Raw genomic sequence first — 26,158 nt, forward strand, 5'->3', positions numbered from 1 at the left:
TAGCTTGCAGATACATCGCGCCGGTCGCCGTCAAAATGGCGACCGGCGTTTTGCTGTCCGGGTTGTACCTGCCTATAAAGCCAGCGCGGCGCGGGTTTCTCCTACTTTCGGCGGCTTGTGTGGTTTGGGCCTGCTGTGTATCTTGATCAGCCTTTGGCCGTTTGTGCGGCCTGGACCCAAAATTTCCGAGATTGGCCCCATGCGGCGAATCCGAGCGTCATCTTTATAAAAAATTGAGGAGCACATCGATGCGCGTCATTCTGCTGGGAGCTCCCGGGGCCGGTAAAGGTACTCAGGCAAAGTTCATCACTCAAAAATTCGGCATTCCACAAATCTCCACCGGCGACATGCTGCGCGCGGCCGTCAAGGCTGGCACCGAGCTGGGCCTGATCGCCAAGAGCGTGATGGACAGCGGCGGCCTGGTCTCCGATGACTTGATCATCAACCTGGTCAAGGAACGCATCAGCCAGGACGACTGCAAGAACGGTTTCCTGTTCGACGGTTTCCCGCGCACCATTCCCCAGGCTGAAGCCCTGGTGAAGGCCGGCGTCGAGCTGGACAACGTGGTGGAAATCGCCGTTGAAGACGAAGAGATCGTGCAGCGTATTGCCGGTCGTCGTGTACACGAAGCCTCGGGCCGCGTCTACCACATCGTCTACAACCCGCCGAAAGTGGCTGGCAAGGATGATGTCACCGGCGATGACCTGGTGCAGCGTAAAGACGATACCGAAGAAACCGTGCGCCATCGTCTGTCGGTCTATCATTCCCAGACCAAGCCGCTGGTGGACTTCTACCAGAAGCTGGCCGATGCCCAGGGCAAGCCGAAGTACAGCCACATCGAAGGTGTGGGTTCGGTTGAAGCCATCACTGGCAAAGTACTGCAAGCGCTGAGCTGATCGTTCATCCGCTTGATTGACAACGGCCCGCTTGCGGGCCTTTGTTGTTTATACTGACGCACTTTTTTTCAACGTGGATGCATACACCGATGAGCACCTTGCTGGCCCTGGACACCGCGACTGAAGCTTGCTCCGTTGCCCTGCTGCACGATGGCAAGGTCACAAGCCACTACGAGGTGATCCCGCGCCTGCACGCGCAGAAGCTGTTGCCGATGATCAAGCAACTGCTGCTGGACGCGGGCACCACCTTGTCGGCCGTGGACGCCATCGCGTTCGGACGTGGCCCGGGTGCGTTTACCGGTGTGCGCATCGCTATTGGCGTGGTTCAGGGATTGGCATTTGCTCTCGAGCGTCCGGTATTGCCAGTGTCCAACCTGGCGGTGCTGGCGCAGCGGGCGTTTCGCGAACACGGCGCCAGCCAGGTTGCGGCGGCCATCGATGCGCGCATGGACGAAGTGTATTGGGGTTGCTACCGCGAAACCGCTGGCGAGATGCGCCTGGTGGGTGCTGAAGCCGTGTTGCCGCCTGAAACGGCGGCCTTGCCGGCTGATGCCAGCGGCGACTGGTTCGGTGCTGGCACCGGCTGGGGTTACGGCGAACGCATTGGCGTGACGCTTGCGGGCCAGGATGCCGCAATGTTGCCCCATGCCGAAGACCTGCTGGCCTTGGCACGCTTTGCCTGGGAGCGGGGCGAGGCAATTGCGGCCGACCAGGCAGCGCCTGTGTACTTGCGGGATAAAGTGGCGCAAACCAAGGCTGAACGCGGCATTATTTGACGTCAAAAATGCGGGCAATTTCAGGCAAAAATCGCCAATCGTCAGAATTTGCCCGCGCTTTTAAACCTTTTACCAATTATGTGTTCTAGTTATCACCAGAGCATTTGCGCGCAATGGAGGGCGCCACTAAAATGCCATCACCGATACCGAGTTCGCATGTATGCGCATAGACGGCTTTTCATCACAGTCCTACCCCCTCAAGCGTAAGCCTCGCAAGGCGAACGTGACGGTAGACGACTCCGTCGAAGACTCGCCCGACTTTGTTGAAATCCAGTCTGACTCAACTGCTGTTTCTGCTCGTTCCCATGGCTCCAACGGCGAACGCATCAGCGGTGTACCCGCCCGCCAGCAAGACATGGTCTTCCCGCGCTCCATGAGCAAAAACGTCGCCAATGCCCTGGCCAGCTACCTGACCACCGCCGGCTTTGTCGAATGGGATATGGAAGTGCTGGGCCTCGATATCCATATCTGATGCTGTTGCCTTACTACCTCGGTTGTCCGTCCTGGAGTGAAAACGCCTGGCGCGAATACCTGTATCCCGCCGACGCCCGTTCCAGCGATTACCTCGCCCTGTATTCCCACGTCTTCAACGCCGTTGAGGGCAACACCACGTTCTATGCCCGTCCTTCCGTCGCTACCGTGCAGCGCTGGGCTGAAATCATGCCCGAACATTTTCGTTTCACCGCCAAGTTTCCGGGTGATATCAGCCATAGTGGCAACTTGATTGAGCAGTTGCCGGCGGCGGAAAGTTTTCTTGGGTTGATGAGCCCGTTGGGCGAGCGTATTTCGCCATTGTGGCTGCAACTGCCGGCCAGTTTTACTCCGCAGCGCCTGGGTGAGTTGGCCGGGTTTATCGATGGGTTGGAGCGACCGTTGGCGGTGGAAGTGCGTCACTCGGAGTTCTTTGCCAAGGGCGGCGCCGAGCGCAGTCTCAACCGCTTGCTGCGCGACCGGGGTGTCGAGCGCATCTGCCTGGACCCGCGTGCGCTGTTCAGTTGCACGTCCACCTCGGCAGCCGTGCTGCACGCCCAATCGAAAAAGCCCAAGGTGCCGCCTCGCCCGGCGGCGCTGACGCAGTTTCCGCAAGTGCGCTTTATTGGCCATCCGGAGCTGGAAGCCAATGACCCGTTCCTGGTGCCCTGGGTTGAAAAGGTCGCCGGCTGGATCGAAGAGGGTCGCACGCCCTATGTCTTTCTCCACACCTCTGACAATCGCCTGGCGGCCCAACTGGCCCTGCGCTTTCATGAAAAGCTGATGGTGCGTTTGCCCGGCTTGCCGGCCTTGCCGCAGATTCATCGAGAACCCGAAGCGGAGCAACTAGGGTTACTCTAAGGCTCCTTTTCCCGACAGGAGTCAGTCATGGATGCCCAAACCCTTCGCGCCGAAACCTTCAAGGCCCTGCATGAGCGTGACCGTGCCTTCGTGATGCCCAATCCGTGGGATGCCGGTTCCGCAAAAATGCTCGCCAGCCTGGGTTTCGAAGCCCTGGCCACCACCAGCGCCGGCTTCGCCTTCAGCCTCGGCCGCCCGGATGCCGAAGGTGCGTTGTCCCTGGAAGACACCTTGGGCAATGCCGGGGCGATCGTCCAGGCCACCTCGCTGCCCGTTGCCGCCGACCTGGAAAACGGCTTCAGCGACACGCCCCAAGGTTGCGCCGAGACCATCCTGCGGGCGGCAGCGACTGGCATTGTCGGTGGCTCCATCGAAGACGCCACCGGGATTGCCGTCGACCCGATCTATCCTTTTGATTTGTCCGTCGAACGTGTCGAAGCGGCGGTCGCTGCTGCCCGCAGCCTGCCGTTCCCCTTCACGCTGACCGCCCGTGCAGAAAACCTCCTGCATGGCCGGCTGGATTTGCCCGACACCATCCGCCGCCTCCAGGCCTACGCCGAAGCCGGTGCCGACGTGCTGTATGCACCGGCCCTGCGCAGTGCCGAGGAAGTGTTGGCCGTGGTGAAGGCGGTCGCGCCCAAACCGGTGAATATCTTGATGTCAGGCGCCCTGAAACTCAGCGTGGCGCAGTTGAGCGAGCTGGGCGTAAAGCGCATCAGCGTGGGTTCGGCCATGGCCCTGGCGGCTTATGGAGAGTTCTTCAGGGCGGCCCAGGAGGTTCATGAACTGGGGACGTTTACCTTTACCGAACGCTCGATGCCGTTCAGCCAGGCCAATCAACTGTTCAAGGGTTGAGGGATCGTGCGCTTCTTCAAAGTGCTGGGTGTGTTGCTCGTGTTGGCGGGCGGCCTGTTTGTCGGCGTGTGGCGAGGCTGGGTGCCGCTGCCCGATGACTGGAATCCGTGGGCACCGCTGGACGTGCGCGCAAGCCCGAACCTGTTGACCCGATTCAAGCTTGGGCGCCTGCAGGATGATCCTGCGCTGTGTGACCAGGTGCTGAAAACCTCCGGGCTGCGGGTCACCCATCAGGCAGACAGCCCTGCCGATGCCGCCTGTCCGCTGCGCAATACCTTGCGCGTCCAGGGGGCGGAGGTCGGTCTGAGCAGCAGCTTTCTCGCCAGTTGCCCGCTGGCCGTGGCGTTCGCCCTGTTCGAGCGCCACAGCCTGCAACCCGCGGCCCAGGCGGTGTTTGGCCAGGCGGTGACACGGGTTGATCACCTCGGCAGCTTTGCCTGTCGCAATATCTACAACCGTGCCGATGGGCGCCTCAGCCAGCACGCGTCGGCGAATGCTTTGGATATCGCCGGCTTTCGCCTGGCGGACGGGCGCACCATCAATGTGTTCAAGGATTGGCCGGGCGGCGGCGAGGGCGCGAAGTTTCTGCGGCAAGTGCGCGATGGCGCCTGCAAGGATTTCAACGTGGTGTTGAGCCCGGATTACAACGCCGCCCACCGAAACCACTTTCATCTCGACATGGGGCGTTGGTGGGTGTGTCGCTGAGAATCAGGCCGCCAGGCGCAGGTTGTGGATAATCAGCGGGCGAGCCCAGCGGCTGTCGAAGTCCAGGGCTTTTTGTTGCTCAACCAGCTCTTCTGCCGGGAATGGCGGCGGTGGCGGTGGCAGCAGGTCCAGCTCGAATTCGGCAATCGGCAAATGCAGTGGGCGTGGCTGAGGCGCCGGGCCAGGCACGGGCAGCGGTTGGCCGGCGGTCAGGACGATAGGGCGCACCCAACCGCTTTCGAAGTTCTGCTGTTTTTGCTGGGCGACCACTTCTTCCGCCGGGTACGGTGGCGGGGCCGGTGGCAGCAATTCCAGTTCGAATTCGGCGATGGGCAGGAACAGCGGCTCGGGCGGGGCGATCTCGGTGTCTTTCACGTCACACGCGCGTTGGGTGACGATCTGCGACAGGAGGTCACTGCCTTCACTGGGTTCAACCGACGGATCTACCGGCATTGCCACGGACTTGGCGAGCGCGCCGGGCGTGTCGCCGAGCTGTTCGGCCAATGCTTGGGCGAAGAAGTCCTGCCACACATGACTGACGCCGGCCAGCGCTTGGGTATTGCGCAGGCCGAAGTGGTTGTGGGTCGGCAGTACACCGGTAAATAGCGAAGGAATGTCTGACATTTCTCTCGATCGTCGCTCAGCTCTGGCAAAATGCCTGATCCTTTTTTTTATCGGCCGCTTTTCGCCGATCCTTAATATTTTTGAGCGTAGTCACCGATGAGCGAACAACCAGCGGCCAGCCGCATTCGGGTCGAGGCCTTGGCTGAAGGTTTTCAGGCCCGTGCCCAGCAATGGGCCGAGCAGCTTGGGTTGCCTTTGCATCTGGATGAGGCGGACTTTGCCTTGCAGGTGAGCGAGCAGGGCCTGCAGTTGCAACAACTGGGGCCTGACGCGCCTGGGCCGGTGCGGGTGGATTTTGTGGAAGGTGGTGCGGCGCACCGGCGTTTGTACGGTGGTGGCAGCGGGCAGATGATTGCCAAGGCGGTGGGCGTGGCTCAGGGCGTGCGGCCACGGGTGTTGGACGCTACGGCGGGGTTGGGCAAGGATGCTTTCGTACTGGCTAGCCTGGGGTGCGAGATGAGCCTGATCGAGCGGCAGCCGTTGATTGGGGCGTTGCTGGAGGATGGTCTGGCGCGCGGGGCTGAGGATTTTGAGGTGGCGCCGATTGTGGCCCGGATGAAGTTGCTCAAGGGCAATTCGATTGAGGTGATGCGCAGTTGGGAGGGGGAGCCGCCTCAGGTGATTTATCTGGATCCGATGTTTCCTCATCGGGAGAAGACTGCGTTGGTGAAGAAGGAGATGCGGTTGTTTCGGCCCTTGGTGGGGGATGATCCGGATGCGCCGGCGTTGTTGGCGGCGGCGTTGGCTTTGGCCAGCCATCGGGTGGTGGTTAAGCGGCCGCGTAAGGCGCCGTGTATTGAGGGGGTGAAGCCGAGTCATGCGTTGGATGGGAAGTCCAGTCGGTATGACATTTATCCTAAGAAAGCGCTGAAGTCCTGAGGTTTGGGTACATATCCGTTATTTAGGTAACGGCTACTTATGGTTCCGCTCTTACAGCGGGTCACTTTTGGCAAACGCCCGGAATGCCGGCCCAGCCAAAAGTAACCAAAAGGTCTCTGCCCCACCACTCGGTGCCTCGCCTAGGCTCGGCATGCCCGCACTCCGGCCCGTCTCCGCGGGCCGCCGCGACGGGCCATCCATGGCCCGGCGCGGCTAAATCGGCTTCCCTGCCGATTTACCCGCTCCACCGTGCCTGCTTGCGGCCATCGTGGTTGACGGGGCCCACAGATCAAAATCAAAAGCAGATCAAAAGCAGAGCACAGCGGCCTACAGGCCGGCTTGAGTGTTAAAAGCAAAAACAGAGCTGCTTTCCTGTAGGAGCGAGCTTGCTCGCGAAGAACCTGAGAACGCCGCGTTGAATCAGGATGCCCGCGTCATCGTTAACGACCTTCGCGAGCAAGCCCGCTCCCACATTTGGACCGTGCCCGCTTTAGCTTCTGATTTTGCTGTTGCTTCATCACACTCAAGCCGGCCTGTAGGCCGCTGTGCCCTTGATCTGCTTTTGATCTTGATCTTAGGCGCCCCGTTAAACCACGCTGGCCGAACGCAGGCAGTACGGAGCGGGTAAACCGGCAGGACGCCGGTTTAGCCGCGACGGGGCAGGGACGCCCCGTCGCGGCGGCCCGCTTCGTGCTGCCGGAGCTGAGGGCACACCGAGCCTAAGCGAGGTGCCGAGTGGTGGGGCAAGAGCGTTTTGCTTACTTTTGCGCTGTTCAAAAGTGAGCCGCTGTAAGAGCGGAACCATAGGCGGCCGTTACCCAAATAACGGATATGCCCCCCGTTCAAAAACGCCGAAAAACCACATCAAACCCGATAAGCCCGCATAAACAATCCCACAACCTCCTGCACATGCTCCTCGGCCGCCTCAGCGCTCAACTGCCCCCCGCACCCATACAGCAAACAAAAATTCGCCGTGCCCTTGAGCAAGCAAAAAAAGTGCTCCGCTGCGGTGAACGGCTTGGCAATACGCAGTGCGCCACTCTGGTCGATCTTACCGAGGAGCCGCTCCATCCCCTGCAACATACGCATCGGCCCAGCCTCGAAAAAGATCTGCGACAACTTCGGATCCTGACTCCCGGAAGTCATCATCAACCGATGCAAGTTCACCGACTCCTCGCTGTTGATCAGCACATGAAACCCGCGAGCGATAGTGAGCAGCACCTTCTCCACCGGCATACCTTCGGGCAACTCAAAATACATTACCGGTAGCTGCTCTTCGCACTTGGCGACCACCGCCGCCGAGAACAGCGTCTCCTTGTCGGTGAAGTGGCTATACACCGTCAGCTTCGACACCCCGGCCTCCACTGCCACGGCATCCATGCTGGTACTGGCATACCCATTACTCAAAAACAGGATCTTCGCCGCATCGAGGATCGCCTGGCGTTTTGCCATGTCCTTGGGACGCCCGGGGCTATTGGTGTTTACAGGATTGTCAGACATTTTCACTTTATTACTGGACTGGTGAGTTTGGTATTAATAACATACTGGCCAGTATAATTATTCCTAGCTCCATTAGCGAAAGGTCCTTCAGCATGCGCAGCTATTTCCTGCCACTCGCGTTGCCTGCCAGCTTGTTATTCCTGTTGGCTGCCTGTGGCCATGAAGACGCCGCGCAAACCACCATCCGCCCGGCCATGGTGGTTCAGCCAGAGCCTTCGGCGCAGGCTTCTGACAGCTACCCGGGCGAAGTGCGCGCCCGTTATGAACCCGACCTGGCCTTTCGCATCGGCGGTAAAGTCAGCCGACGACTGGTGGAGGAGGGCGAGCGCGTCAAGGCCAACCAGCCCCTGGCAGAACTCGACCCCCAGGACGTACGCCTGCAACTCGAAGCCACCCGCGCCCAGGTCGCCGCCGCCGAGGCCAACCTGAGCCTGGTGCGCGCCGAACGTGACCGCTACAAGACCCTGATGGACCGTCAGATGGTCAGCCGTTCCCAGTACGACAATTCCGAAAATCTCTACCGCTCCGGTGAAGCCCGCCTCAAGCAGATCAAGGCCGAATTCGACGTGGCCAATAACCAGGCCGGTTACGCCGTACTGCGCGCGCCCCAGGATGGTGTGGTCGCCAAGCGTGCGGTGGAAGTCGGCCAAGTGGTGTCTGCCGGCCAGACCGTATTTACCCTGGCCACCGATGGTGAGCGGGAGGTGCTGATCAGCCTGCCGGAGCAAAGCTTCGGGCGCTTCAAGATTGGCCAGCCGGTGTCCGTGGAGTTATGGAGCCAGCCCGACCAGCGCTTCAACGGCCGCATCCGCGAACTGTCGCCCGCCGCCGATCCAAAGTCGCGAACCTTCGCCGCCCGCGTCGCGTTTACCGGCGGCAAGGTGCCTGCTGAACTGGGGCAGAGCGCTCGCGTATTCATACAGGCAGACGGCGTGATTCCCCTGGCGGTGCCGCTGTCTGCCCTCAGCGCGGAGAACGGTGCGTCCTACGTCTGGGTGGTGCAACCCGACAACACCCTCAAGCGCACACCGGTGCGCATCGGTGCCTTTGGCGAGAAGACCGTGCCGGTGCTGGAAGGCTTGAGCGCAACAGACTGGGTGATCGCCGCCGGTGTGCATGTACTCCACGAGGGTCAGCAAGTGCGCCCGGTGGATCGCTCCAACCGAGTGGTAAGTCTGGCGGCCAAGGAGTAGTCCCCGATGGGTTTCAATCTTTCCGAATGGGCGTTGCGTAATCGCCAGATCGTACTGTTCCTGATGATCCTGCTGGCGGTGGTTGGCACTCTGTCCTACACCAAGCTGGGACAAAGCGAAGACCCGCCGTTTACCTTCAAGGCCATGGTCATCAAGACCAATTGGCCGGGTGCGACCGCTCAGGACGTCTCGCGTCAGGTCACCGAGCGTATTGAAAAAAAACTGATGGAGACCGGCGACTACGAGCGCATCGTTTCCTTCTCGCGCCCCGGTGAATCCCAAGTCACTTTCATGGCCCGGGACTCGATGCACTCCGCGCAGATCCCGGACCTCTGGTACCAGGTGCGCAAGAAGATCAGCGATATTCGCCAGACCTTGCCGCCGGATATCCAGGGCCCGTTTTTCAACGATGAATTCGGCACCACTTTCGGCAATATCTACGCCCTGACCGGCGACGGCTTCGACTATGCCGTGCTCAAGGACTACGCCGACCGCATCCAGATTCAGCTGCAACGGGTGCCGGATGTCGGCAAGGTCGAACTGTTGGGTTTGCAGGACGAGAAGATCTGGATCGAGCTGTCCAACCTCAAGCTCGCCACCCTCGGCTTGCCGCTGGCCGCCGTTCAACAGGCGCTGCAAGAGCAGAACGCAGTGTCGACCGCCGGCTTCTTTGAAACCCCGAGCGAGCGTGTGCAGCTAAGGGTTTCCGGCAACTTCAAGACCGTTAAAGAGATTCGCGACTTCCCGATCCGCGTCGGCGATCGCACCTTCCGTATCGGCGACGTGGCCGAGATTCATCGCGGCTTTAACGATCCACCGGCACCGCGCATGCGCTACATGGGCGACGATGCCATTGGCCTGGCCGTGGCCATGCGCGACGGTGGCGACATCCTGGTGTTGGGCAAGGCCCTGGAAGGCGAATTTGCACGCCTGCAGAAGAACCTTCCTGCCGGCATGGAACTGCGCAAGGTGTCGGACCAACCGGCTGCGGTAAAAACCAGTGTCGGCGAATTCGTCCAAGTGCTGGCGGAAGCCCTGGCGATTGTGTTGTTGGTGAGCTTCTTCTCCCTGGGGGTGCGCACCGGCATGGTGGTCGCCCTGGCGATTCCGCTGGTGTTGGCCATGACCTTTGCCACCATGTATTACCTCGGCATCGGCCTGCACAAAATCTCCCTCGGCGCGTTGGTGCTCGCACTCGGCTTGCTGGTAGACGACGCGATCATCGCCGTGGAAATGATGGCGATCAAAATGGAACAGGGGTACGACCGGCTCAAGGCTGCGAGTTTCGCCTGGACCAGCACCGCTTTTCCGATGCTCACCGGTACGCTGATCACCGCGGCGGGTTTCCTGCCGATTGCCACCGCACAGTCGAGCACCGGTGAATACACCCGTTCGATCTTCCAGGTAGTGACCATCGCACTGCTGGCCTCGTGGGTCGCCGCCGTGGTGTTCGTGCCGTACTTGGGGGAAAAACTTCTGCCGGACCTGGCGAAGATTCATGCGGCCAAGCATGGCACCGACGGGCCGGATCCCTACGGCACGCCGTTCTATCAGCGCGTAAGGCGCCTGGTGGAGTGGTGCGTGCGTCGCCGCAAGACGGTGATCGTCCTGACCTTGCTGTTGTTTATCGGCTCGGTGGCGCTGTTTCGCTTTGTGCCCCAGCAGTTCTTCCCGGCTTCCGGGCGACTGGAGTTGATGGTCGACCTGAAACTGGCTGAAGGCGCTTCGCTGAGCAATACGGCTGACCAGGTCAAACGCCTTGAAGCGTTGCTCAAGGAACATGCAGGTATTGAAAATTACGTGGCCTATGTCGGTACAGGTTCGCCACGTTTCTACCTGCCGCTGGACCAGCAACTGCCGGCCGCCAGCTTCGCCCAGTTTGTGGTATTGGCCAAAACCATCGAGGAGCGCGAAAGCCTGCGCACCTGGCTGATCGAGACCCTCAACGAACAGTTCCCGGACCTGCGCTCGCGGGTCACGCGTCTTGAAAACGGCCCACCTGTTGGCTACCCCGTGCAGTTCCGGGTGACGGGCGAGCACATCGAAGAAGTCCGGGCCCTGGCGCGGAAAGTGGCGGCCAAGGTTCGCGAAAATACCCACGTGGTCAACGTCCACCTGGACTGGGAAGAACCGAGCAAGATCGTCTACCTCAACGTCGACCAGGACCGCGCCCGCGCCCTCGGCGTGAGCACCGCCAACCTGTCGAAATTCCTCCAGAGTTCCCTCACAGGTTCCAGCGTCAGCCAGTACCGCGAAGACAACGAGTTGATCGAGATCCTGCTGCGCGGCACTGTGCATGAGCGTACTGAACTGTCGTTGCTGCCAAGCCTGGCGGTGCCGACCGACAACGGCAAGAGCGTTGCGCTGTCGCAGATCGCGACCCTGGAATACGGCTTTGAAGAAGGCATCATCTGGCACCGCAACCGTCTGCCGACGGTGACCATCCGCGCCGATATCTACGGCAAGGAGCAACCGGCAACCCTGGTCCAGCAAATCCTGCCAACCCTGGAGGGCGTACGCGCCGAACTGCCGGACGGTTACCTGCTGGAAGTCGGCGGCACGGTGGAGGATTCCGCCCGTGGGCAGAACTCGGTGAAGGCTGGCGTGCCGCTGTTTATCGTGGTGGTGCTGACCTTGCTGATGCTGCAACTGCGCAGCTTCTCACGCACGGCGATGGTGTTTCTCACTGCGCCGTTGGGGTTGATCGGGGTGACGCTGTTCCTGCTGGTGTTCCGCCAACCCTTCGGGTTCGTGGCGATGCTGGGGACCATCGCGTTGTCGGGGATGATCATGCGCAACTCGGTGATCCTGGTGGACCAGATTGAACAGGACATCAAGGCCGGCCTGGCTCCCTGGCAGGCAATTATCGAGGCGACGGTGCGACGCTTCCGGCCAATCGTATTGACTGCCCTGGCCGCCGTATTGGCGATGATCCCGCTGTCTCGCAGCGTGTTCTTCGGGCCGATGGCCGTGGCGATCATGGGCGGCTTGATTGTGGCGACGGCGTTGACGCTATTGTTCCTGCCGGCGTTGTATGCGGCCTGGTTCAGGGTCAGGAAGGATGTGGTGTAAGGCGGGAGGTCTTCATATTCCAGGGGGACAGGGAACGTTTTCGGACGTTCCTTCCACTTAGGGACTACCTGATTGCAGGTACTGATTTACCGGCTCTGGCGGTTGCTGTCGCCGGTAAGTGAAGACGTCTAAACGGATTGAAGGATTGCCCTATGTGTATTTGTTCCATCATACGAATGATTGCTCGCCCTCCTAAACCGCCAGAGCCCGAGTGCTCGAAGCCAAAGCCTTGCGAGACAAGGCCGCCAGAGCCCGAATGCCCGCCAAAATCCTGTTCAACGAATTCGGACTACCAGACAGGAAAAATCAACTTTGGGCTGGTTGCGATGGAGTCGTTGTCCCTCGTTCGCAACGCATAGCAACAGAGGAAGGGATCGCCCCGGGCAGAGGGGCGATCCTGTTGGCTTACAAGCTGCCAAACACTTTTTTCGCCAAACTGGTCGCCGCGGCTGCCGGGTTCTTGCGAATGGTCTCCTCCTGCTGCGCAATCATCTTGAACAGCCCGTCCAGCGCCTGCTCGGTCACGTAGCTTTCGACGTTGGCACTCTTGGCATCAATCGCGCCAAAGGTCGCCGCCTTGCCCGCTAGGGCGTTGTACTGCTGGGCCACGCCGACCTTGTCGGTGGCCGCTTTAACGATCGGCAGGAACTTGGCCCGGATCTCGTCACGGCTGCTTTTGTTCAGGTACTGGGTGGCGGAGTCCTGGCCACCACTGAGGATGCCCTTGGCATCGGTCACGCTCATGTTTTTCACCGCGTTTACCAGGATCGGCTGAGCCTGGGTAACGGCAGTTTCGGCCGCCTTGTTCATGCTGGCTTCCAGTTGGTTGACCTGGTCACCCATGCCAAACATCTTCAACTTGTCGGCGACTTTGCCCAGCTTGCCCGGCAGGCCGATTTTCACTTCGGGGTTGTTGCTGAAGCCGCCGGGCACGCCCAGTTGTTTGACGGCAATCTGCGCGCCTTGGGTCAGTGCATCCTTGAGGCCGCCGGCAGCGTCGCCCTGGGAAAGGCTGCCGAGGGACAAGGCCATGGCGTTGGCGCCGAACAGCAGGCCGGCGCACAGGGCAGTGAGGCGAAGGGAGTTACGGAGCATGGGCGCTTCCTTATGATCGATTTTTTAATCAGTGTGCAACCGCATCCACGCGTACGCGCAGCGGTTGTGGATCCTGGCCGTTCAACTGTACGGAGTGCCGTTCGGTGGTAATAAACAGTAGCTTGCCATCCAGTTCGATGCGAGCGCTGACCGAGTAACTGTGGCCAGGCTTGACTTGGGCCGGGTCGTAGCTCAGGTGGAAGGGCAGTGGCACCTGGCCTTTCACCGGGCCTTTCTGCTCGGCCAGGGTCACGGCCGGGGTGTCCATCAAGGACACGTCTTGCAGGGTCACGCTCAAGGTGGCGGCGGGCGGCAGGGCGATGCGTTGCAGGTAGAACACTTCGCCGTCGAGGCTGGCTTTGGTGGGCGTGGGGCTCATGGTCTGGCAGGCTCCCAGCAGGGCGGTCAGGCCCAGGAGGATGATTTTTTTCATGGTACAGCTCCTTGTCAGCGGCGCCAGAAACACCCTGGCGCCTCGGTCACTCTAGTGTGTTTCTTCGGGTACGACGGGCTTGTCGGCCGCGTCTTCACTGCGATGCAGGGCCACCTGGCGAATTGACAGGCGAATATCCGCCGGCAACACGCGCTTGGCCGCGCCTTCGGCCAGTTCACCCAGCAGCGGGTGATAGCTCAGCTTGCCGGCCTCGTCGCGGCGCAGTACATCTTGCTCCAGCAACGTCTGGATGAAATGTCGGAAAAGACTCTTGTCGAAGAACTCCGGGGCATTCAGCCCGTGAAGGATCGACAGGCGCTGGGCCATGACGGTGCACAGGTCTTCCAGCTCTTCGGCGCTGATGCTGTTCTGGCCGCTGTTGAGCAGCAGCGAGATAGCCATGTAGAAGCGTTGCAGGGTCTGGGCGATGCTCTTGGACAGCAGCGTCAGCAGTACAAAGTGCCGCGAACTCGGGGCCGGGCGCAGGTACACCTCGTTCTCGAAGCGCAGCAGGCCTTGTTCGACGAAGGCCTCCAGCCACTGGTCGACCACCGCGTCCAGCTCGTCCAGGGGCCAACGGATAAACAACTCCGATTGCAGATACGGGTAGAGCGCGCGGGTGTAGCGCAGGATCTGTTCGCGGCTCATGCGCGAGCTGCTCTGGAAGAAACTCGCCAGCAGCGCCGGCAGGGCAAAGATGTGCAGCACGTTGTTGCGGTAGTACGTCATCAGGACGGCATTTTGCTCGTCCAGATAAAGGATTTTGCCCAGGGCATCGCTCTGTTCCGACAGCAGTTTCATGTCCTTTACATGCTTGATCAGCGCCAGGCCATCCCCCTCGGGCAAGGTGGTGTGGGGCGAGTAGGGCACCTTGCGCAGTAGCGCCAGATACAGATCAAGCTGGCGCGCCATGGCTTGTTCGTCCAGGGCCAGGCGGGTGGTGGACAGCAGCGCCAGCGCCACCAGGTTCACCGGGTTGATCGCCGCCGCTTCGTTCAGGTGTTGCGCCACCCGCTCGCCGAGGCGGTTGGTGGTTTCGTTGAGCCATGCCGGCTTGTAGTTCGGGCCCAGTTCCTGGGAACGCCAGTCGGGCTGCTCGCTGTCGAGGAATTCAGCCAGCTTGATCGGTTCGCCGAAGTTCACCGCGACCTGGCCAAAGCGCTGCTTGAGGGCGCCGACCACTTTGAAAATATCGAAAATCGACTCTTTCTTCTTGCTCGCACCGCGCAGTTCGCCGAGGTAAGTCCGGCCTTCCAATACGCGCTCGTAGCCGATGTACACCGGTACAAACACGATGGGCATGCGCGAGGAGCGCAAGAAGCTGCGCAGGGTGATCGCCAGCATCCCGGTCTTCGGTTGCAGCATGCGCCCGGTGCGCGAGCGTCCGCCTTCGACGAAGTACTCCACCGGGAAACCCTTGGTGAACAAGGTGTGCAGGTATTCGTTGAACACCGAGGTGTACAGCGGGTTGCCCTTGAAGGTGCGACGCATGAAAAACGCCCCGCCACGGCGCAACAGGCTGCCGATCACCGGCATGTTCAGGTTGATCCCGGCGGCAATGTGCGGCGGGGTCAGGCCATTCTTGAACAGCAGGTACGACAGCAGGAGGTAATCGATATGGCTGCGATGGCACGGCACATAGATCACCTCGTAGCCCTGGGCGACCTTTTGCACGCCCTCGACGTTGTTGACCTTGATGCCGTCGTAGATCTTGTTCCAGAACCAGCTCAGCACCACTTCCAGGAAGCGGATGGCCGTGTAGGTGTAGTCCGAGGCAATTTCGTTGCCGTAGCGCAGGGCCTGGGCCTTGGCTTTCTCGGGGGTGATGTTCTCGCGCTCGGCTTCGTCGAGGATCGCCTGGCGCACCAGCGGCATGTTGACCAGGCCTTTGACCAGGTTGCGCCGGTGAGACAGGTCGGGGCCGATCACTGCGGTTTTCAGGTTGCGAAAGTGCACCCGCAGGATGCGTTGGGCCATGCGCACGGTGCGTTCGTGGCCTTTATTGTGCTCGATCAATTCACGCAGGTTGATGGGCGCGGAGAATTGCACCCGGGTCTTGCGGCCCAGGATCAGGATGCTCAGCAGCCGGCGCAGGCGGCCGGTCACGGCCCAGCTGTCGGCGAACAGCAGCTTCCAGGGGCTGGACTCGCTGTCGGGCGACTGGCCCCAGAACACGCTGACTGGAATGATCTGTGCATTCTCTTCGGCGTGTTCGGTGAGCACATCCACCAGGCGGGTCAGGGTCGGCGGTGCGCCACGCTTGTCCTGGCGGCCGAGCCAGTCAGGGTCGGGCGTCAGGTAGAAGAAGGCCGCCGGTTCCATCAACGGGCCGACCGATACCGGCAGTACCGGGCGCGGCAGGCTGGCCTTGGTACATTCGGTATCAACCACCGCCAACTCGGTGAGGGAAGGGGATTGCAGGACGTAAAACACCGGACGGCTGCGGTCGAGGTTCAGGGTAAGGGACGACTGGTTGATCGTCTCTGAGCGAACCCAGAGGTACAACAGCCGACGCAAGGTGCCAAATACCAGACGGCGAAAGGGAGAACGGGTCATACGGCTTCTGCTTTGAGTGGGAAAAACCGAGCGGATGCTCGGGGCGCTAGTGTGCAGTATTAGCCGAAAATCGGCAAAAAAGCGGCGAAGTAATCTTGAGTTGAAGCTTTTTGAGCCTGTCTTATACTCGGCAGTTCAACTGCGACGACTTAACAATAAACGTACTAATAAAAGCATGTGGGAGCAAAACAGATGGCAACGCGCGAGACCGGCAATGTGAAGTGGTTCAACGACGCCAAGGGCTACGGCTTTATACAGCGGGAAGATGGCAAGGATGTGTTTGTGCACTACCGCGCCATTCGCGGTGACGGGCACCGTTCGTTGTCTGAAGGCCAGCAGGTGGAATACGCCGTGGTGACGGGCGAGAAGGGCTTGCAGGCTGAGGATGTGGTGGGCCTGTAAACAATTGCAGCGACACCGGATAACCCATGTGGGAGCGAGCTTGCTCGCGAAAGCGGAGTGCCAGTTGATACTCAGGTGACTGACACACTGCATTCGCGAGCAAGCCCGCTCCCACATTTTTGATTGGATTTACAGCGTTAGATCAGGCTGTTTTCCAGGTGATCTGCTCTTCACCGTCTTCGCTGATACGAATCCAGGTATCCGCGCTTTCTTCACCTTCTTCCTCAACCCAGCTGCCCGGCGCGCAACGCACTTCGACGTTCAGCGCGGCAAAGGCCGCACGGGCGCAGGCGATGTCGTCTTCCCACGGAGTCTGGTCGCTTTCCAGGTACAAGCTGTTCCATTTGCCTACGGCTTTCGGCAGCCAGGTGACCGGCACGCTGCCGGCTGTGCACTTGTAGGTCTGGCCGCGCTGGACCCAATCGGTGCACGGGCCCAGGGCGGCGCCCAGCCAGGCGGCGATGGCCTTGTAGTCGACGTCGGCGTCCTTGAGGTAAATCTCGATATCAGGTTGGCGCATGGATGTTCCTCATTGCGGGATTCTGAAAATCCATTCGCGGATTCAGCGCAGGCCTCGAGAGGCCCGCAAAATAATGGGTTATTGAAGCACGAAATAGTCGTAGCGCATCGACACAGTGACCAGCAGCGGTTCGGCGGCCTCGATCACCTGCGCTCGGCGCTCGGCACTGGCGCGCCAGCCGTGGGGTGTCATCGCCAGCAGGTTGGCGCGGTCCTTGGGGTCGGCCAGGCTGAGTTTGAACTCCAGGGTTTCACTGTGCTGCAGGCTCATGCCGTCCGGTACCAGCGCCAGGTGCTTGTCGTCGCTGTACTCGCGCACTTCGTCGTACAAGCGCTCGCGCAGCTCCATCAGGTGGCCGCTGGTCGGGCCGACCTTCATCAAGCCGCCGCCCGGGCTGAGCAGGCGCTTGGCCTCCAGCCAGTCCAGCGGGCTGAAGACACTGGCAAGGAACTGGCAGCTGGCATCGGCCAACGGCACCCGGGCCATGCTGGCGATCAACCAGGTCACCGTGGGGTTGCGTTTGCAGGCGCGCTTGACGGCTTCCTTGGAGATATCCAGGGCATAACCATCGGCACGCAGCAGGGTGTCGGCGATTTGCGCGGTGTAGTAACCCTCGCCACAGCCGATATCCAGCCAGCGCTGGGGTTTGCGTTCCGCGGCCAGTTCGGCAAGGCGCTTGGCCACCGGGGCGTAGTGCCCGGCATTGAGGAAGTCGCGGCGCGCTTCCACCATCGCCAGGTTATCGCCCGGGTCGCGGCTGTTCTTGTGCTGCACCGGCAACAGGTTCAGGTAACCCTGGCGCGCGCGGTCGAAGCGGTGCCCGACCGGGCAGGCCACGCCATTGTCCACCTCGTGTAACGGTGCGCTGCAAATGGGGCAAGCGAGCATCAGGCGAGCAACTTGATCAGGGTCTGGTAGTAGATTTCGGTCAGCACATCGAGGTCGCTGGCGAGGATGCGCTCGTTGACCTGATGGATGGTCGCGTTGACCGGGCCCAGTTCCACCACCTGAGTGCCGAGTGTCGCAATGAAGCGACCGTCGGAAGTGCCGCCACTGGTGGACGCCTTGGTCTCGCGGCCGGTGACGGCCTTGATGCTGGCGGAGACGGCATCGAGCAATGCGCCCGGCTCGGTGAGGAACGGCAGGCCCGACAGCGCCCACTCCACATGCCAGTCCAGGCCATGCTTGTCGAGAATCGCCGCGACCCGCTGTTGCAGGCCCTCGACGGTGGACTCGGTGGAGAAACGGAAGTTGAACACCGCCGTCAGGTCGCCCGGGATCACGTTGGTGGCGCCGGTGCCCGAATTAAGGTTGGAAATCTGGAAGCTGGTGGGCGGGAAGAAGCTGTTGCCATCGTCCCAATGCTCGGCGGCCAGTTCGGCCAGGGCCGGAGCGGCCAGGTGGATCGGGTTCTTCGCCAGGTGCGGGTAGGCCACGTGGCCTTGCACGCCGCGCACGGTCAGGGTGGCGCCGAGGGAGCCGCGACGACCATTCTTGACCACGTCACCCACCAGGGTGGTGCTCGATGGTTCGCCGACGATGCACCAGTCCAGGCGCTCCTTGCGGGCTGCGAGGCGTTCGATCACAGCCTTGGTGCCGTGGTGCGCCGGGCCCTCTTCATCGCTGGTGATCAGGAAGGCGACGGAACCCTTGTGGTCCGGGTAGTCGGTGACGAAGCGCTCCGAGGCGACCAGCATCGCGGCCAGGCTGCCTTTCATATCGGCCGCGCCACGGCCGCAGAGCATGCCGTTTTCGTCGATCAACGCGTCGAACGGATCGTTCTGCCAGGCCTTGACCGGACCGGTCGGCACCACGTCGGTGTGGCCGGCGAAGCACAATACCGGGCCTTCGTGTTTGCCGTGGGTGGCCCAGAAGTTATCCACATCCTCGATGCGCATCGGCTCAAGCGCAAAACCGGCGTCGCCCAGGCGCTGCATCATCAGCTTCTGGCAATCGGCATCGATCGGCGTCACCGACGGGCGACGGATCAGGTCGATAGCGAGTTGGAGGGTCGGCGAAAGGTCGGCGTGGGCCGTCATGGGAAAACTCCGGAAATCGAGGCGGCGACGTTCTAATTGTAGGAGCGAGCTTGCTCGCGAAGGTCGTTAACGATAACGCGGCCTGTCTGGATGGACGCGTCGATCTCAAGTGCTTCGCGAGCAAGCTCGCGCCTACAGTCATGTGCAAGGCAAAAGGGCCGTTATCTTATAGCAAAACGGCGGCCAGAGGCCGCCGTTTAGTGCATTGCGCAGGATTTTAAGCGGCCTTCACAGGCTCTTCCTTCGGCGCCGGTTTCGGCAGCGACGACAGGAACGCCATGATCAGCGCCGCCACATACGGCAGCGACTGCACCAGCAACATCACCACCCAGAAGCGTATGTCATTGCTCGGCAGGCCCTGCACCAGGTAAATCCCCAGTGCCGCGCCCCACAACAGCAGCATGATGAACATCTCTTCCCGGGCTTCGGAAATCGCGACCCAGAAACCGTGGTTATCGGCGTTCTTCGGTGTACGAAAGAACGGAATGCTGGTGGTGAAGAAGCCGTACAACACCGCCTTGGCGATGGTGTGGGACAACGCCAACCCGGCCAGTGCCGCGCAGAACGCATCTTTCAGGTTCACACCCACCGCACGACGGTAGAGGAAGATGATCTTGCCGACCTTGAACACGAACAACGCCAACGGCGGGATCGCGAAAATCAGCAGCGGCGGGTCAACCCGCGTCGGCACGATAATCATCGCGGCCGACCACAGCAGGGCGCCCACGGTGAAGAAGATGTTCATGCCGTCTGCCACCCACGGCAACCAGCCCGCGAGGAAGTGGTAGCGCTGGCCACGGGTCAGCTCGGTGTCCTTGCCGCGCAAGAGGCTCGCGGTGTGACGCTTGATGATCTGAATCGCCCCGTAGGCCCAGCGGAAACGCTGTTTCTTGAAGTCGATAAAGGTATCGGGCATCAGGCCCTTGCCGTAGCTGTCGTGGTAGTACGCCGCCGACAGGCCTTTCTCGAATACCCGCAGGCCCAGCTCGGCATCTTCGCAGATGCACCAGTCGGCCCAGCCCAGCTCTTCAAGCACCGAACGCCGGGTCATGGTCATGGTGCCGTGCTGGATGATCGCGTCGCGGTCGTTGCGGGTGACCATGCCGATATGGAAGAAGCCTTTGTATTCCGCGTAGCAGAGCTTCTTGAAGGTGCTTTCGTTCTGGTCGCGATAATCCTGTGGCGACTGCACCACAGCGATTTTCGGGTCGGCGAAGTGCGGCACCATGTGCTTGAGCCAGTTTGGCGACACGCAGTAATCGGAGTCGATCACCGCGATCACTTCGGCATCCTTGGCGGTATGCGGGATCAGGTAGTTCAGCGCGCCGCCCTTGAAACCGGCCAGGGGCGAGACGTGGAAGAACTTGAAGCGCGGGCCCAGGGTTTCGCAGTAGTCGCGCACAGGCTCCCACACGGCCGGGTCCTTGGTGTTGTTGTCGATGATCAGGACTTCGTAGTCCGGATAGTCGAGGGCGGCCAGGGCGTCGAGGGTCTGTTTGACCATCTCCGGCGGCTCGTTGTAGCACGGCACGTGGATCGAGACTTTCGGGCGGTAGTCCGAATCCCCTTCAACCGGCAGGAATTCACGCCGGCGTTTGTGGGTCCAGACCGCTTCCGCCAGTTCATGGGCCTCGGTCAGCAGCACGATGAATACGCCCAGGGCGCCGAGGGCCAGGAGGATGCCCACGGTAACGCTGAACCAGGTGCTGTATTGCTGGCTGTAGTCGTAACCGATCCACACCAGCACCGAACCGCACAGGAACGCGATGAAGGTCAGGAAGGTCCGGCCTCGCTGGCGCAGGGCCGAGCCGTCGATCATCAGCAACGTCAGGGACAGCAGCGCAAGCACCACCGAACCGATGGCCAGCACCCGCCATTGCGGGATCGCTACCACCGGCCCTTCAAAGTTGAATTTCTGCTGGCGTGCGGCGTTGAACACGCCCCAGTAGGCGCCCGCCGAGCCTTCATCGCTGACTTTCCACGGCTGGTCGAAAGCCTCGATCACGAAGTAGTTGTAGCCCTGGCGATTGAGCTTGTTCACCAGTGTGCGCAGGTAAATTGCCTGGTCGGCCGGGGACGTTTCATTGCCACCACGCATGCGGCCGTTACTCGGCCAGCCAACCTCCGACAGCAGCAGCGGCTTTTTCGGGAACAATTTCTTCAGGTCCCGGGCGCGGTCGAGTACGTACTGGCCGGCCTTGTCCATCGGAATGAATTCCCAGAACGGCAGGATGTGCGCGGCGATCAGGTCGACGTGCTTGGCCAGTTGCGGGTTCTTTTCCCAGATGTGCCATTGCTCGGAAGTCGTCACCGGCACTTTCACGGCGGCGCGCACCCGGTCCAGCAGCACGATCAGCGCCTCCGGGGTGATTTCTTCACGGAACAGGGCTTCGTTACCCACCACCACCCGCACTACGCTGCGGGAGTTGTTGGCGATTTCGATGGCACGCTGGATCTCGCGCTCGTTGCGCTCGAGGTCCGGGCTGATCCAGATACCCAGGGTCACCCGCAGGCCGAACTCTTCCGCCAGCTTGGGGATATCCCCCAGGGTGCCGTCGACCGAGTAGGTACGGATGTTGTCCGTCAGCTTGCTCATGATCGCAAGGTCCTGACGCATTTGATCGTCAGTCGGATACTGGTCTTTCTGTGGGAACTGGCCTTGCTGGAACGGCGAGTAGGAAAAACCGGAGATCTGTTCAGGCCAGTTAGGGGCAGTGACCGGGCGGTTGATCAGCGCCCAGAAGCCGGTGAACAGCGCGGCAATTGCCAGCACTACCACCAGGTTGAGTCCAAATTTACGCGATGACATGGCTATTTCGGGTTCCAAAGGGTGTGGAACGAAAAGAGGTGTCGGCCTGCGCCGAACGGCGCGCATCCTACACCGGCCTTTCACTGACCGTACAGCAAGCCGAGAAAAACCGGACATTGGGCAGCGAAAGTTCACCTAAGTTCTTTACTTGTAGCTGGATGCGTCGAACTTGTCGCGGCAACGCCCTATAATGCGCGCCGGTTTTTGGGGTAATGGTCATGAGTACAGAAGATCCACGGTTTGCCGGCGTCGCCCGCTTGTATGGCATTGAAGGCCTGGAACGCTTGAAGGCGGCCCACGTGGCCATCGTCGGCGTGGGCGGTGTGGGCTCGTGGGCGGCGGAAGCCATCGCCCGGTGTGGGGTGGGCGAGATTTCGCTGTTTGACCTGGATGATGTGTGCGTCAGCAACAGCAACCGTCAGTTGCATGCGCTGGACAGCACGGTGGGCAAGGCCAAGGTCGAGGTCATGGCTGAGCGCTTGAAGGGCATCAACCCGGACTGCACCGTGCATGCGGTGGCGGATTTTGTCACCCGCGAGACCATGGCCGAGTACATCACTGCGAACATTGATTGCGTGATCGACTGCATCGACAGCGTCAATGCCAAGGCCGCGTTGATCGCCTGGTGCAAGCGACGCAAGATCCAGATCATCACCACCGGCGGTGCGGGCGGGCAGATTGATCCGACGCTGATTCAGGTGTGTGATTTGAACCGTACGTTCAATGACCCGCTGGCGTCGAAAGTGCGCTCCACCCTGCGCCGCGACTATGGCTTCTCTCGCACCGTGACCCGCCATTACAGCGTGCCCTGCGTGTTTTCCACCGAACAACTGCGTTATCCGAAGCCGGACGGCAGCATCTGTTTGCAGAAGAGTTTTGTCGGAGATGGCGTGAAGCTGGACTGCGCCGGCGGGTTTGGCGCGGTGATGATGGTCACCGCGACTTTTGGCATGGTGGCGGCGACCAAGGCGGTGGACAAGATTGTGGCTGGGGTGCGCCGGCCTGCTGACAGAGTTCCGGCAACACCGATCTCTGCACCCTGAAAAGATCAAAATGTGGGAGCGGGCTTGCTCGCGAAAGCGGTGTATCAGTCGACCTATCTGGTGACTGACACTCCGCCTTCGCGAGCAAGCCCGCTCCCACATTTAGTTTTGTGTGAGGCTCAACTTCCGCATGCGCTGAAGCACTGCATTCAGACCATTGCTGCGTGACGGTGATAGCTGCCGCGACAGACCCAGTTGATTGAACCAGTCGGGCAAGTCGACCGCCTGCAACTCAGCGGCAGACAAACCGTTAACCCGTGCCAGCAACAACGCCACCAGCCCGCGTATCAGCCGCGCATCGCTGCTGGCGGCAAACTGCCAGTGGCCATCCTGCAAGCGCCCCACCAGCCACACCAAGCTTTCACAGCCCTGCACCAGGTTGGCGTCGACCTTGTCTTCATCCGGCAACGCGGGAAGACGCTCGCCCCATTGCATGAGCAGGCGGGCGCGTTGCTCCCAACTCCCGACCACCTGAAACGCCTGCAGCGCCACAACGGCCTCCGCCGGCAAGCTCATCGCAACATATCCAGGGCTTGATCCAGCGCTTCAAAAAAGCGTTCCAGGTCATCGGAATCGTTGTACAGCGCCAGCGACACCCGAATCGCCCCCGACAATCCCATCTGCTTGAGCAGCGGCATCGCACAATGATGGCCGGCGCGTACGGCAATCCCTTGTTCAGTCAGCAAGTGGGCGAGGTCGGCATTGTGCACGCCTTCCACCACAAAACTGGCCAGGGCTACTTGCGGCGAACCCAGCAGGCGCACGCCGTTGCGGGCTTGCAGGCCGCGCAACAGGTAGTCGTGCAAAGCGGCTTCGTGGGCCGTCACCGCGTGTTGATCCAGGGAACTCAGGTAATCCAGGGTTGCGCCCAGGCCGATCACGCTGGCGATCGGCGGTGTTCCGGCCTCGAAACCAAGGGGCGCGGGGCGAAAGCTGGCGCTTTGATAGTCGGCCAGTTGCACCATCTCGCCTCCAAACTGCCAATGGCGCAGGTGATGCAGGGCTTCGGTGCGACCGTAAAGCACGCCGACGCCATCCGGACCGTAGAGCTTGTGGCTGGAAAACACGTAGAAGTCGCAGCCCAGGGCCTGCATGTCATGGCGACCATGGACGATGCCCTGGGCGCCATCGACCACCGTCAGTGCGTTGTGGGCCTTGGCCAGGGCCAGCAATTGCGGCAACGGCTGCCAGGCGCCAAGCACATTGGACAGTTGGCTCACCGCCAGCAGGCGGGTGCGCGGGCCGATCATTCTGGCGGCGGCTCGCAGGTCGATCAAGCCGTCATCGTTAAGCGGCAGTACCACCAACTCCAGCCCGCGACGTTTGGCCAGTTGTTGCCACGGCAGCAGGTTGGCGTGGTGCTCCAGGGCGCTGATGACAATCTCGTCGCCCGGGTTGAATAGGTGCTCAAGGCCGTAGGCCAGGAGGTTCAGCGCCGACGTCGCGCCATGGGTGAAGATGATTTGCCCGTTGTCACCGACGTTCAGCCACTGCGCCACTTTACTGCGACTGTCCTCGAACGCCTGGGTCGCATGGGCGCCCGGCAAATGCTGGGCACGGTGCACATTGGCTGCGCCATTGGCGTAGTAATGGCTGATGGCGTCCAACAAGGCTTGAGGCTTTTGCGTGGTGGCAGCGCTGTCCAGATAGGTCTGGTCTTGCCGTAGCAGGGTGGCGACGGCCGGGAAATCGGCGCGCCAGGGAGAGGGCACAAGCATGGTGATCAAGGCTCGTATAAACGGCCCGCACCGGTCAGGTGTGGGCCGTCAGTGGCATCGAGTCGCTGCTTAGTTGTGAGCGTGCAGCGCTGCGTTCAGTTCGATGGCCGATTTGTGGGTTTTGCACTCCACGGCACCGGTCTCGGAGTTGCGGCGGAACAACAGGTCCGGCTGGCCGGCCAGCTCACGGGCCTTGACCACTTTGACCAGTTGGTTTGCTTCATCCAGCAGTGCAACCTTGGTACCGGCGGTGACGTACAGGCCCGATTCCACGGTGTTGCGGTCGCCCAACGGGATACCGATACCGGCGTTGGCGCCGATCAGGCAGCCTTCGCCGACCTTGATCACAATGTTGCCGCCGCCCGACAGGGTGCCCATGGTGGAGCAACCGCCGCCCAGGTCCGAACCCTTGCCGACGAATACGCCAGCCGACACACGGCCTTCGATCATGCCCGGGCCTTCGGTACCGGCGTTGAAGTTGACGAAACCTTCGTGCATCACGGTAGTGCCTTCGCCCACGTAGGCGCCCAGGCGGATGCGCGCGGCATCAGCAATGCGCACGCCGCTCGGTACTACGTAGTCGGTCATTTTCGGGAACTTGTCCACCGAGAACACTTCCAGCAGGTCACCACGCAGGCGCGCTTCCAGTTGACGCTCGGCCAGCTCGGCGATGTCGATCGCGCCCTGGCTGGTCCAGGCCACGTTCGGCAGTTGCGGGAACACACCGGCCAGGCTCAGGCCGTGTGGCTTGACCAAGCGATGGGACAGCAGGTGCAGCTTGAGGTAAGCCTCAGGGGTGGACGTCAGTGCGGCGTCTTCGGCCAGCAGCGTGGCGACCAGTGGCGTGTGGCTTTCAGCCAGGCGGCTCAACAGAGCGGCTTGGGCAGCGTCGACGCCTTTGAGCGCGTCAGCCAGTTGCAGGGCCTGGGTGACGGTGAAGGTGATCGCCTGGTTGCCTTCGGTATAACCGAGGATCGGCGCGATGGCAGCGATGATTTCAGCCGATGGATTGAGCAGCGGTTGTGCGTAAAACACTTCCAGCCAAGCACCTTGGCGGTTCTGAGTGCCGACGCCGAAGCCCAGGCTGAACAGGGAATTGGACATGCTGTTACCTCTACAAAAATGGAGTGGGCAGGCCTACTTGAGGGCCGCCGAATAGCTATCTGGCTTGAAGCCAATCAGGGTTTTGTCACCGAGATCAAGCACAGGTCGCTTGATCATCGAGGGTTGCGCGAGCATCAATTCAATGGCTTTCGCTTGGTCGAGATCGGCTTTGCGTTCGTCTTCGAGTTTGCGAAAGGTGGTGCCCGCACGGTTCAAAACCACCTGCCAACCGTGCTCATTGCACCATTGGGTCAAGTGTTCGCGGTCGATACCGGCCGTTTTGTAGTCATGAAACTCATACTGGATAGCGTGTTCATCGAGCCAGGTGCGCGCCTTTTTCATGGTGTCGCAGGCTTTGATGCCGAAAAGGTGCAACGTTTTGCTTGAATCGGTCAAGGAATTGCCCCCCTTTGGGCTGACGCAAATGAAAGGTCACGGATTATGCCATGGCCAGCGGCTTTCGGCGCCGCTCGTCAAAATTACGTTTTGCTCGCGTGCGACTTTTGTGCAAAGGCCATCGCGCAGCATAGGCGGCTAATATGGCACTTCAACGGCGAGTTGTTGCCTGATGTGTGTTGTTGCAAGTTGATTGTCTGGGAATCCCGCG

24 protein-coding genes are annotated in these 26,158 nt (G+C 61.0%); 11 read left to right on the forward strand and 13 right to left on the reverse strand.

Translation table 11 applies throughout. The annotated features are described in order from the left end of the window. Nucleotides 1–248 precede the first annotated feature (248 nt). The 6 genes from adk (at nt 249) to ACA046_RS06150 (ending at nt 4,564) form a co-directional block, all read left to right on the forward strand. On the forward strand, nt 249–896 hold the full coding sequence (adk, locus tag ACA046_RS06125; protein WP_497676101.1) for an adenylate kinase: 648 nt from the start codon (nt 249–251) through the stop codon (nt 894–896). Between the two features lie 89 nt (nt 897–985). Beyond that, nucleotides 986–1,672: a tRNA (adenosine(37)-N6)-threonylcarbamoyltransferase complex dimerization subunit type 1 TsaB gene (gene tsaB / locus ACA046_RS06130; protein ID WP_318302223.1), complete on the forward strand. Its 687-nt coding sequence runs from the start codon at nt 986–988 to the stop codon at nt 1,670–1,672. 160 nt (nt 1,673–1,832) lie between these two features. Continuing rightward, nucleotides 1,833–2,144, forward strand: coding sequence for a hypothetical protein (locus ACA046_RS06135; RefSeq protein ID WP_167664449.1), 312 nt, complete (start codon nt 1,833–1,835; stop codon nt 2,142–2,144). Then, nucleotides 2,144–3,004 (forward strand): DUF72 domain-containing protein, encoded by an 861-nt coding sequence (locus tag ACA046_RS06140; RefSeq protein ID WP_459026440.1) that lies wholly within the window; start codon nt 2,144–2,146, stop codon nt 3,002–3,004. The genes ACA046_RS06135 and ACA046_RS06140 overlap by 1 nt, the downstream gene beginning before the upstream one ends. Before the next feature lie 27 nt (nt 3,005–3,031). Then, nucleotides 3,032–3,859, forward strand: coding sequence for an isocitrate lyase/PEP mutase family protein (locus ACA046_RS06145; RefSeq protein ID WP_497676102.1), 828 nt, complete (start codon nt 3,032–3,034; stop codon nt 3,857–3,859). 6 nt (nt 3,860–3,865) lie between these two features. Continuing rightward, on the forward strand, nt 3,866–4,564 hold the full coding sequence (locus ACA046_RS06150) for an extensin-like domain-containing protein (protein WP_459026444.1): 699 nt from the start codon (nt 3,866–3,868) through the stop codon (nt 4,562–4,564). A 3-nt stretch (nt 4,565–4,567) separates the two neighbouring features. Here ACA046_RS06150 and ACA046_RS06155 read toward each other — a convergent pair whose 3' ends face one another. Beyond that, on the reverse strand, nt 4,568–5,188 hold the full coding sequence (locus ACA046_RS06155; protein WP_497676103.1) for an energy transducer TonB: 621 nt from the start codon (nt 5,186–5,188) through the stop codon (nt 4,568–4,570). A 96-nt stretch (nt 5,189–5,284) separates the two neighbouring features. Here ACA046_RS06155 and ACA046_RS06160 point away from each other — a divergent pair, with 96 nt between their 5' ends. Continuing rightward, nucleotides 5,285–6,067, forward strand: a complete 783-nt coding sequence (locus tag ACA046_RS06160) for a class I SAM-dependent methyltransferase (RefSeq protein WP_459026448.1) — start codon at nt 5,285–5,287, stop codon at nt 6,065–6,067. An 864-nt stretch (nt 6,068–6,931) separates the two neighbouring features. On the opposite strand, the gene ACA046_RS06165 is transcribed toward ACA046_RS06160, so the two are convergent. Continuing rightward, the gene (locus ACA046_RS06165) at nt 6,932–7,567 is read right to left on the reverse strand and encodes a TetR/AcrR family transcriptional regulator (protein WP_459026450.1); all 636 of its coding nucleotides are present in this window, start codon (nt 7,565–7,567) and stop codon (nt 6,932–6,934) included. A gap of 92 nt (nt 7,568–7,659) precedes the next feature. On the opposite strand from ACA046_RS06165, the gene ACA046_RS06170 reads away from it, so the two are divergent. Then, the gene (locus ACA046_RS06170) at nt 7,660–8,760 is read left to right on the forward strand and encodes an efflux RND transporter periplasmic adaptor subunit (protein ID WP_459026452.1); all 1,101 of its coding nucleotides are present in this window, start codon (nt 7,660–7,662) and stop codon (nt 8,758–8,760) included. 6 nt (nt 8,761–8,766) lie between these two features. Continuing rightward, nucleotides 8,767–11,832: an efflux RND transporter permease subunit gene (locus ACA046_RS06175; protein ID WP_459026454.1), complete on the forward strand. Its 3,066-nt coding sequence runs from the start codon at nt 8,767–8,769 to the stop codon at nt 11,830–11,832. A 405-nt stretch (nt 11,833–12,237) separates the two neighbouring features. On the opposite strand, the gene ACA046_RS06180 is transcribed toward ACA046_RS06175, so the two are convergent. Genes ACA046_RS06180 through plsB form a run of 3 tightly spaced genes read right to left on the reverse strand, consistent with a single transcriptional unit; the run spans nt 12,238 to nt 15,916 of the window. Next, nucleotides 12,238–12,927: a DUF4197 domain-containing protein gene (locus ACA046_RS06180; RefSeq protein WP_497676104.1), complete on the reverse strand. Its 690-nt coding sequence runs from the start codon at nt 12,925–12,927 to the stop codon at nt 12,238–12,240. Between the two features lie 28 nt (nt 12,928–12,955). Then, on the reverse strand, nt 12,956–13,360 hold the full coding sequence (locus ACA046_RS06185) for a YbaY family lipoprotein (RefSeq protein ID WP_497676105.1): 405 nt from the start codon (nt 13,358–13,360) through the stop codon (nt 12,956–12,958). Between the two features lie 51 nt (nt 13,361–13,411). Next, nucleotides 13,412–15,916: a glycerol-3-phosphate 1-O-acyltransferase PlsB gene (gene plsB, locus ACA046_RS06190; protein WP_497676106.1), complete on the reverse strand. Its 2,505-nt coding sequence runs from the start codon at nt 15,914–15,916 to the stop codon at nt 13,412–13,414. Nucleotides 15,917–16,108: 192 nt separating this feature from the next. On the opposite strand from plsB, the gene ACA046_RS06195 reads away from it, so the two are divergent. Next, nucleotides 16,109–16,318: a cold-shock protein gene (locus tag ACA046_RS06195; protein ID WP_076015802.1), complete on the forward strand. Its 210-nt coding sequence runs from the start codon at nt 16,109–16,111 to the stop codon at nt 16,316–16,318. Between the two features lie 142 nt (nt 16,319–16,460). Here ACA046_RS06195 and ACA046_RS06200 read toward each other — a convergent pair whose 3' ends face one another. From ACA046_RS06200 to ACA046_RS06215, 4 genes are all read right to left on the reverse strand, one after another. Then, nucleotides 16,461–16,838 (reverse strand): hypothetical protein, encoded by a 378-nt coding sequence (locus ACA046_RS06200; RefSeq protein WP_122540682.1) that lies wholly within the window; start codon nt 16,836–16,838, stop codon nt 16,461–16,463. Between the two features lie 78 nt (nt 16,839–16,916). Beyond that, nucleotides 16,917–17,726, reverse strand: a complete 810-nt coding sequence (locus ACA046_RS06205; RefSeq protein WP_497676107.1) for a putative RNA methyltransferase — start codon at nt 17,724–17,726, stop codon at nt 16,917–16,919. Continuing rightward, nucleotides 17,726–18,877 carry a succinyl-diaminopimelate desuccinylase gene (gene dapE / locus ACA046_RS06210; RefSeq protein WP_167665520.1) on the reverse strand — a complete coding sequence of 384 codons (1,152 nt, stop codon included), beginning with the start codon at nt 18,875–18,877 and terminating at the stop codon, nt 17,726–17,728. Before dapE ends, ACA046_RS06205 begins: the two co-directional genes overlap by 1 nt. A 217-nt stretch (nt 18,878–19,094) precedes the next feature. Then, nucleotides 19,095–21,686 (reverse strand): glycosyltransferase, encoded by a 2,592-nt coding sequence (locus ACA046_RS06215; RefSeq protein ID WP_497676108.1) that lies wholly within the window; start codon nt 21,684–21,686, stop codon nt 19,095–19,097. A 218-nt stretch (nt 21,687–21,904) separates the two neighbouring features. Here ACA046_RS06215 and tcdA point away from each other — a divergent pair, with 218 nt between their 5' ends. Continuing rightward, a complete protein-coding gene (gene tcdA / locus ACA046_RS06220; protein ID WP_497676109.1) occupies nt 21,905–22,729 on the forward strand; it encodes a tRNA cyclic N6-threonylcarbamoyladenosine(37) synthase TcdA in 825 nt (274 codons plus the stop codon). Between the two features lie 102 nt (nt 22,730–22,831). On the opposite strand, the gene ACA046_RS06225 is transcribed toward tcdA, so the two are convergent. The 4 genes from ACA046_RS06225 to ACA046_RS06240 all read right to left on the reverse strand — a co-directional run bounded on the left by ACA046_RS06225 (nt 22,832) and on the right by ACA046_RS06240 (nt 25,947). Beyond that, nucleotides 22,832–23,245 carry a SufE family protein gene (locus ACA046_RS06225; protein WP_169387221.1) on the reverse strand — a complete coding sequence of 138 codons (414 nt, stop codon included), beginning with the start codon at nt 23,243–23,245 and terminating at the stop codon, nt 22,832–22,834. Further along, the gene (locus ACA046_RS06230) at nt 23,242–24,447 is read right to left on the reverse strand and encodes an aminotransferase class V-fold PLP-dependent enzyme (RefSeq protein ID WP_497676110.1); all 1,206 of its coding nucleotides are present in this window, start codon (nt 24,445–24,447) and stop codon (nt 23,242–23,244) included. Before ACA046_RS06230 ends, ACA046_RS06225 begins: the two co-directional genes overlap by 4 nt. A 69-nt stretch (nt 24,448–24,516) precedes the next feature. Next, nucleotides 24,517–25,551, reverse strand: a complete 1,035-nt coding sequence (dapD, locus tag ACA046_RS06235; RefSeq protein WP_167665524.1) for a 2,3,4,5-tetrahydropyridine-2,6-dicarboxylate N-succinyltransferase — start codon at nt 25,549–25,551, stop codon at nt 24,517–24,519. Between the two features lie 33 nt (nt 25,552–25,584). Next, a complete protein-coding gene (locus tag ACA046_RS06240; protein WP_330208626.1) occupies nt 25,585–25,947 on the reverse strand; it encodes an ArsC family reductase in 363 nt (120 codons plus the stop codon). Nucleotides 25,948–26,158 lie beyond the last annotated feature (211 nt).

The organism is Pseudomonas sp. LBUM1641, assembly GCF_059716235.1.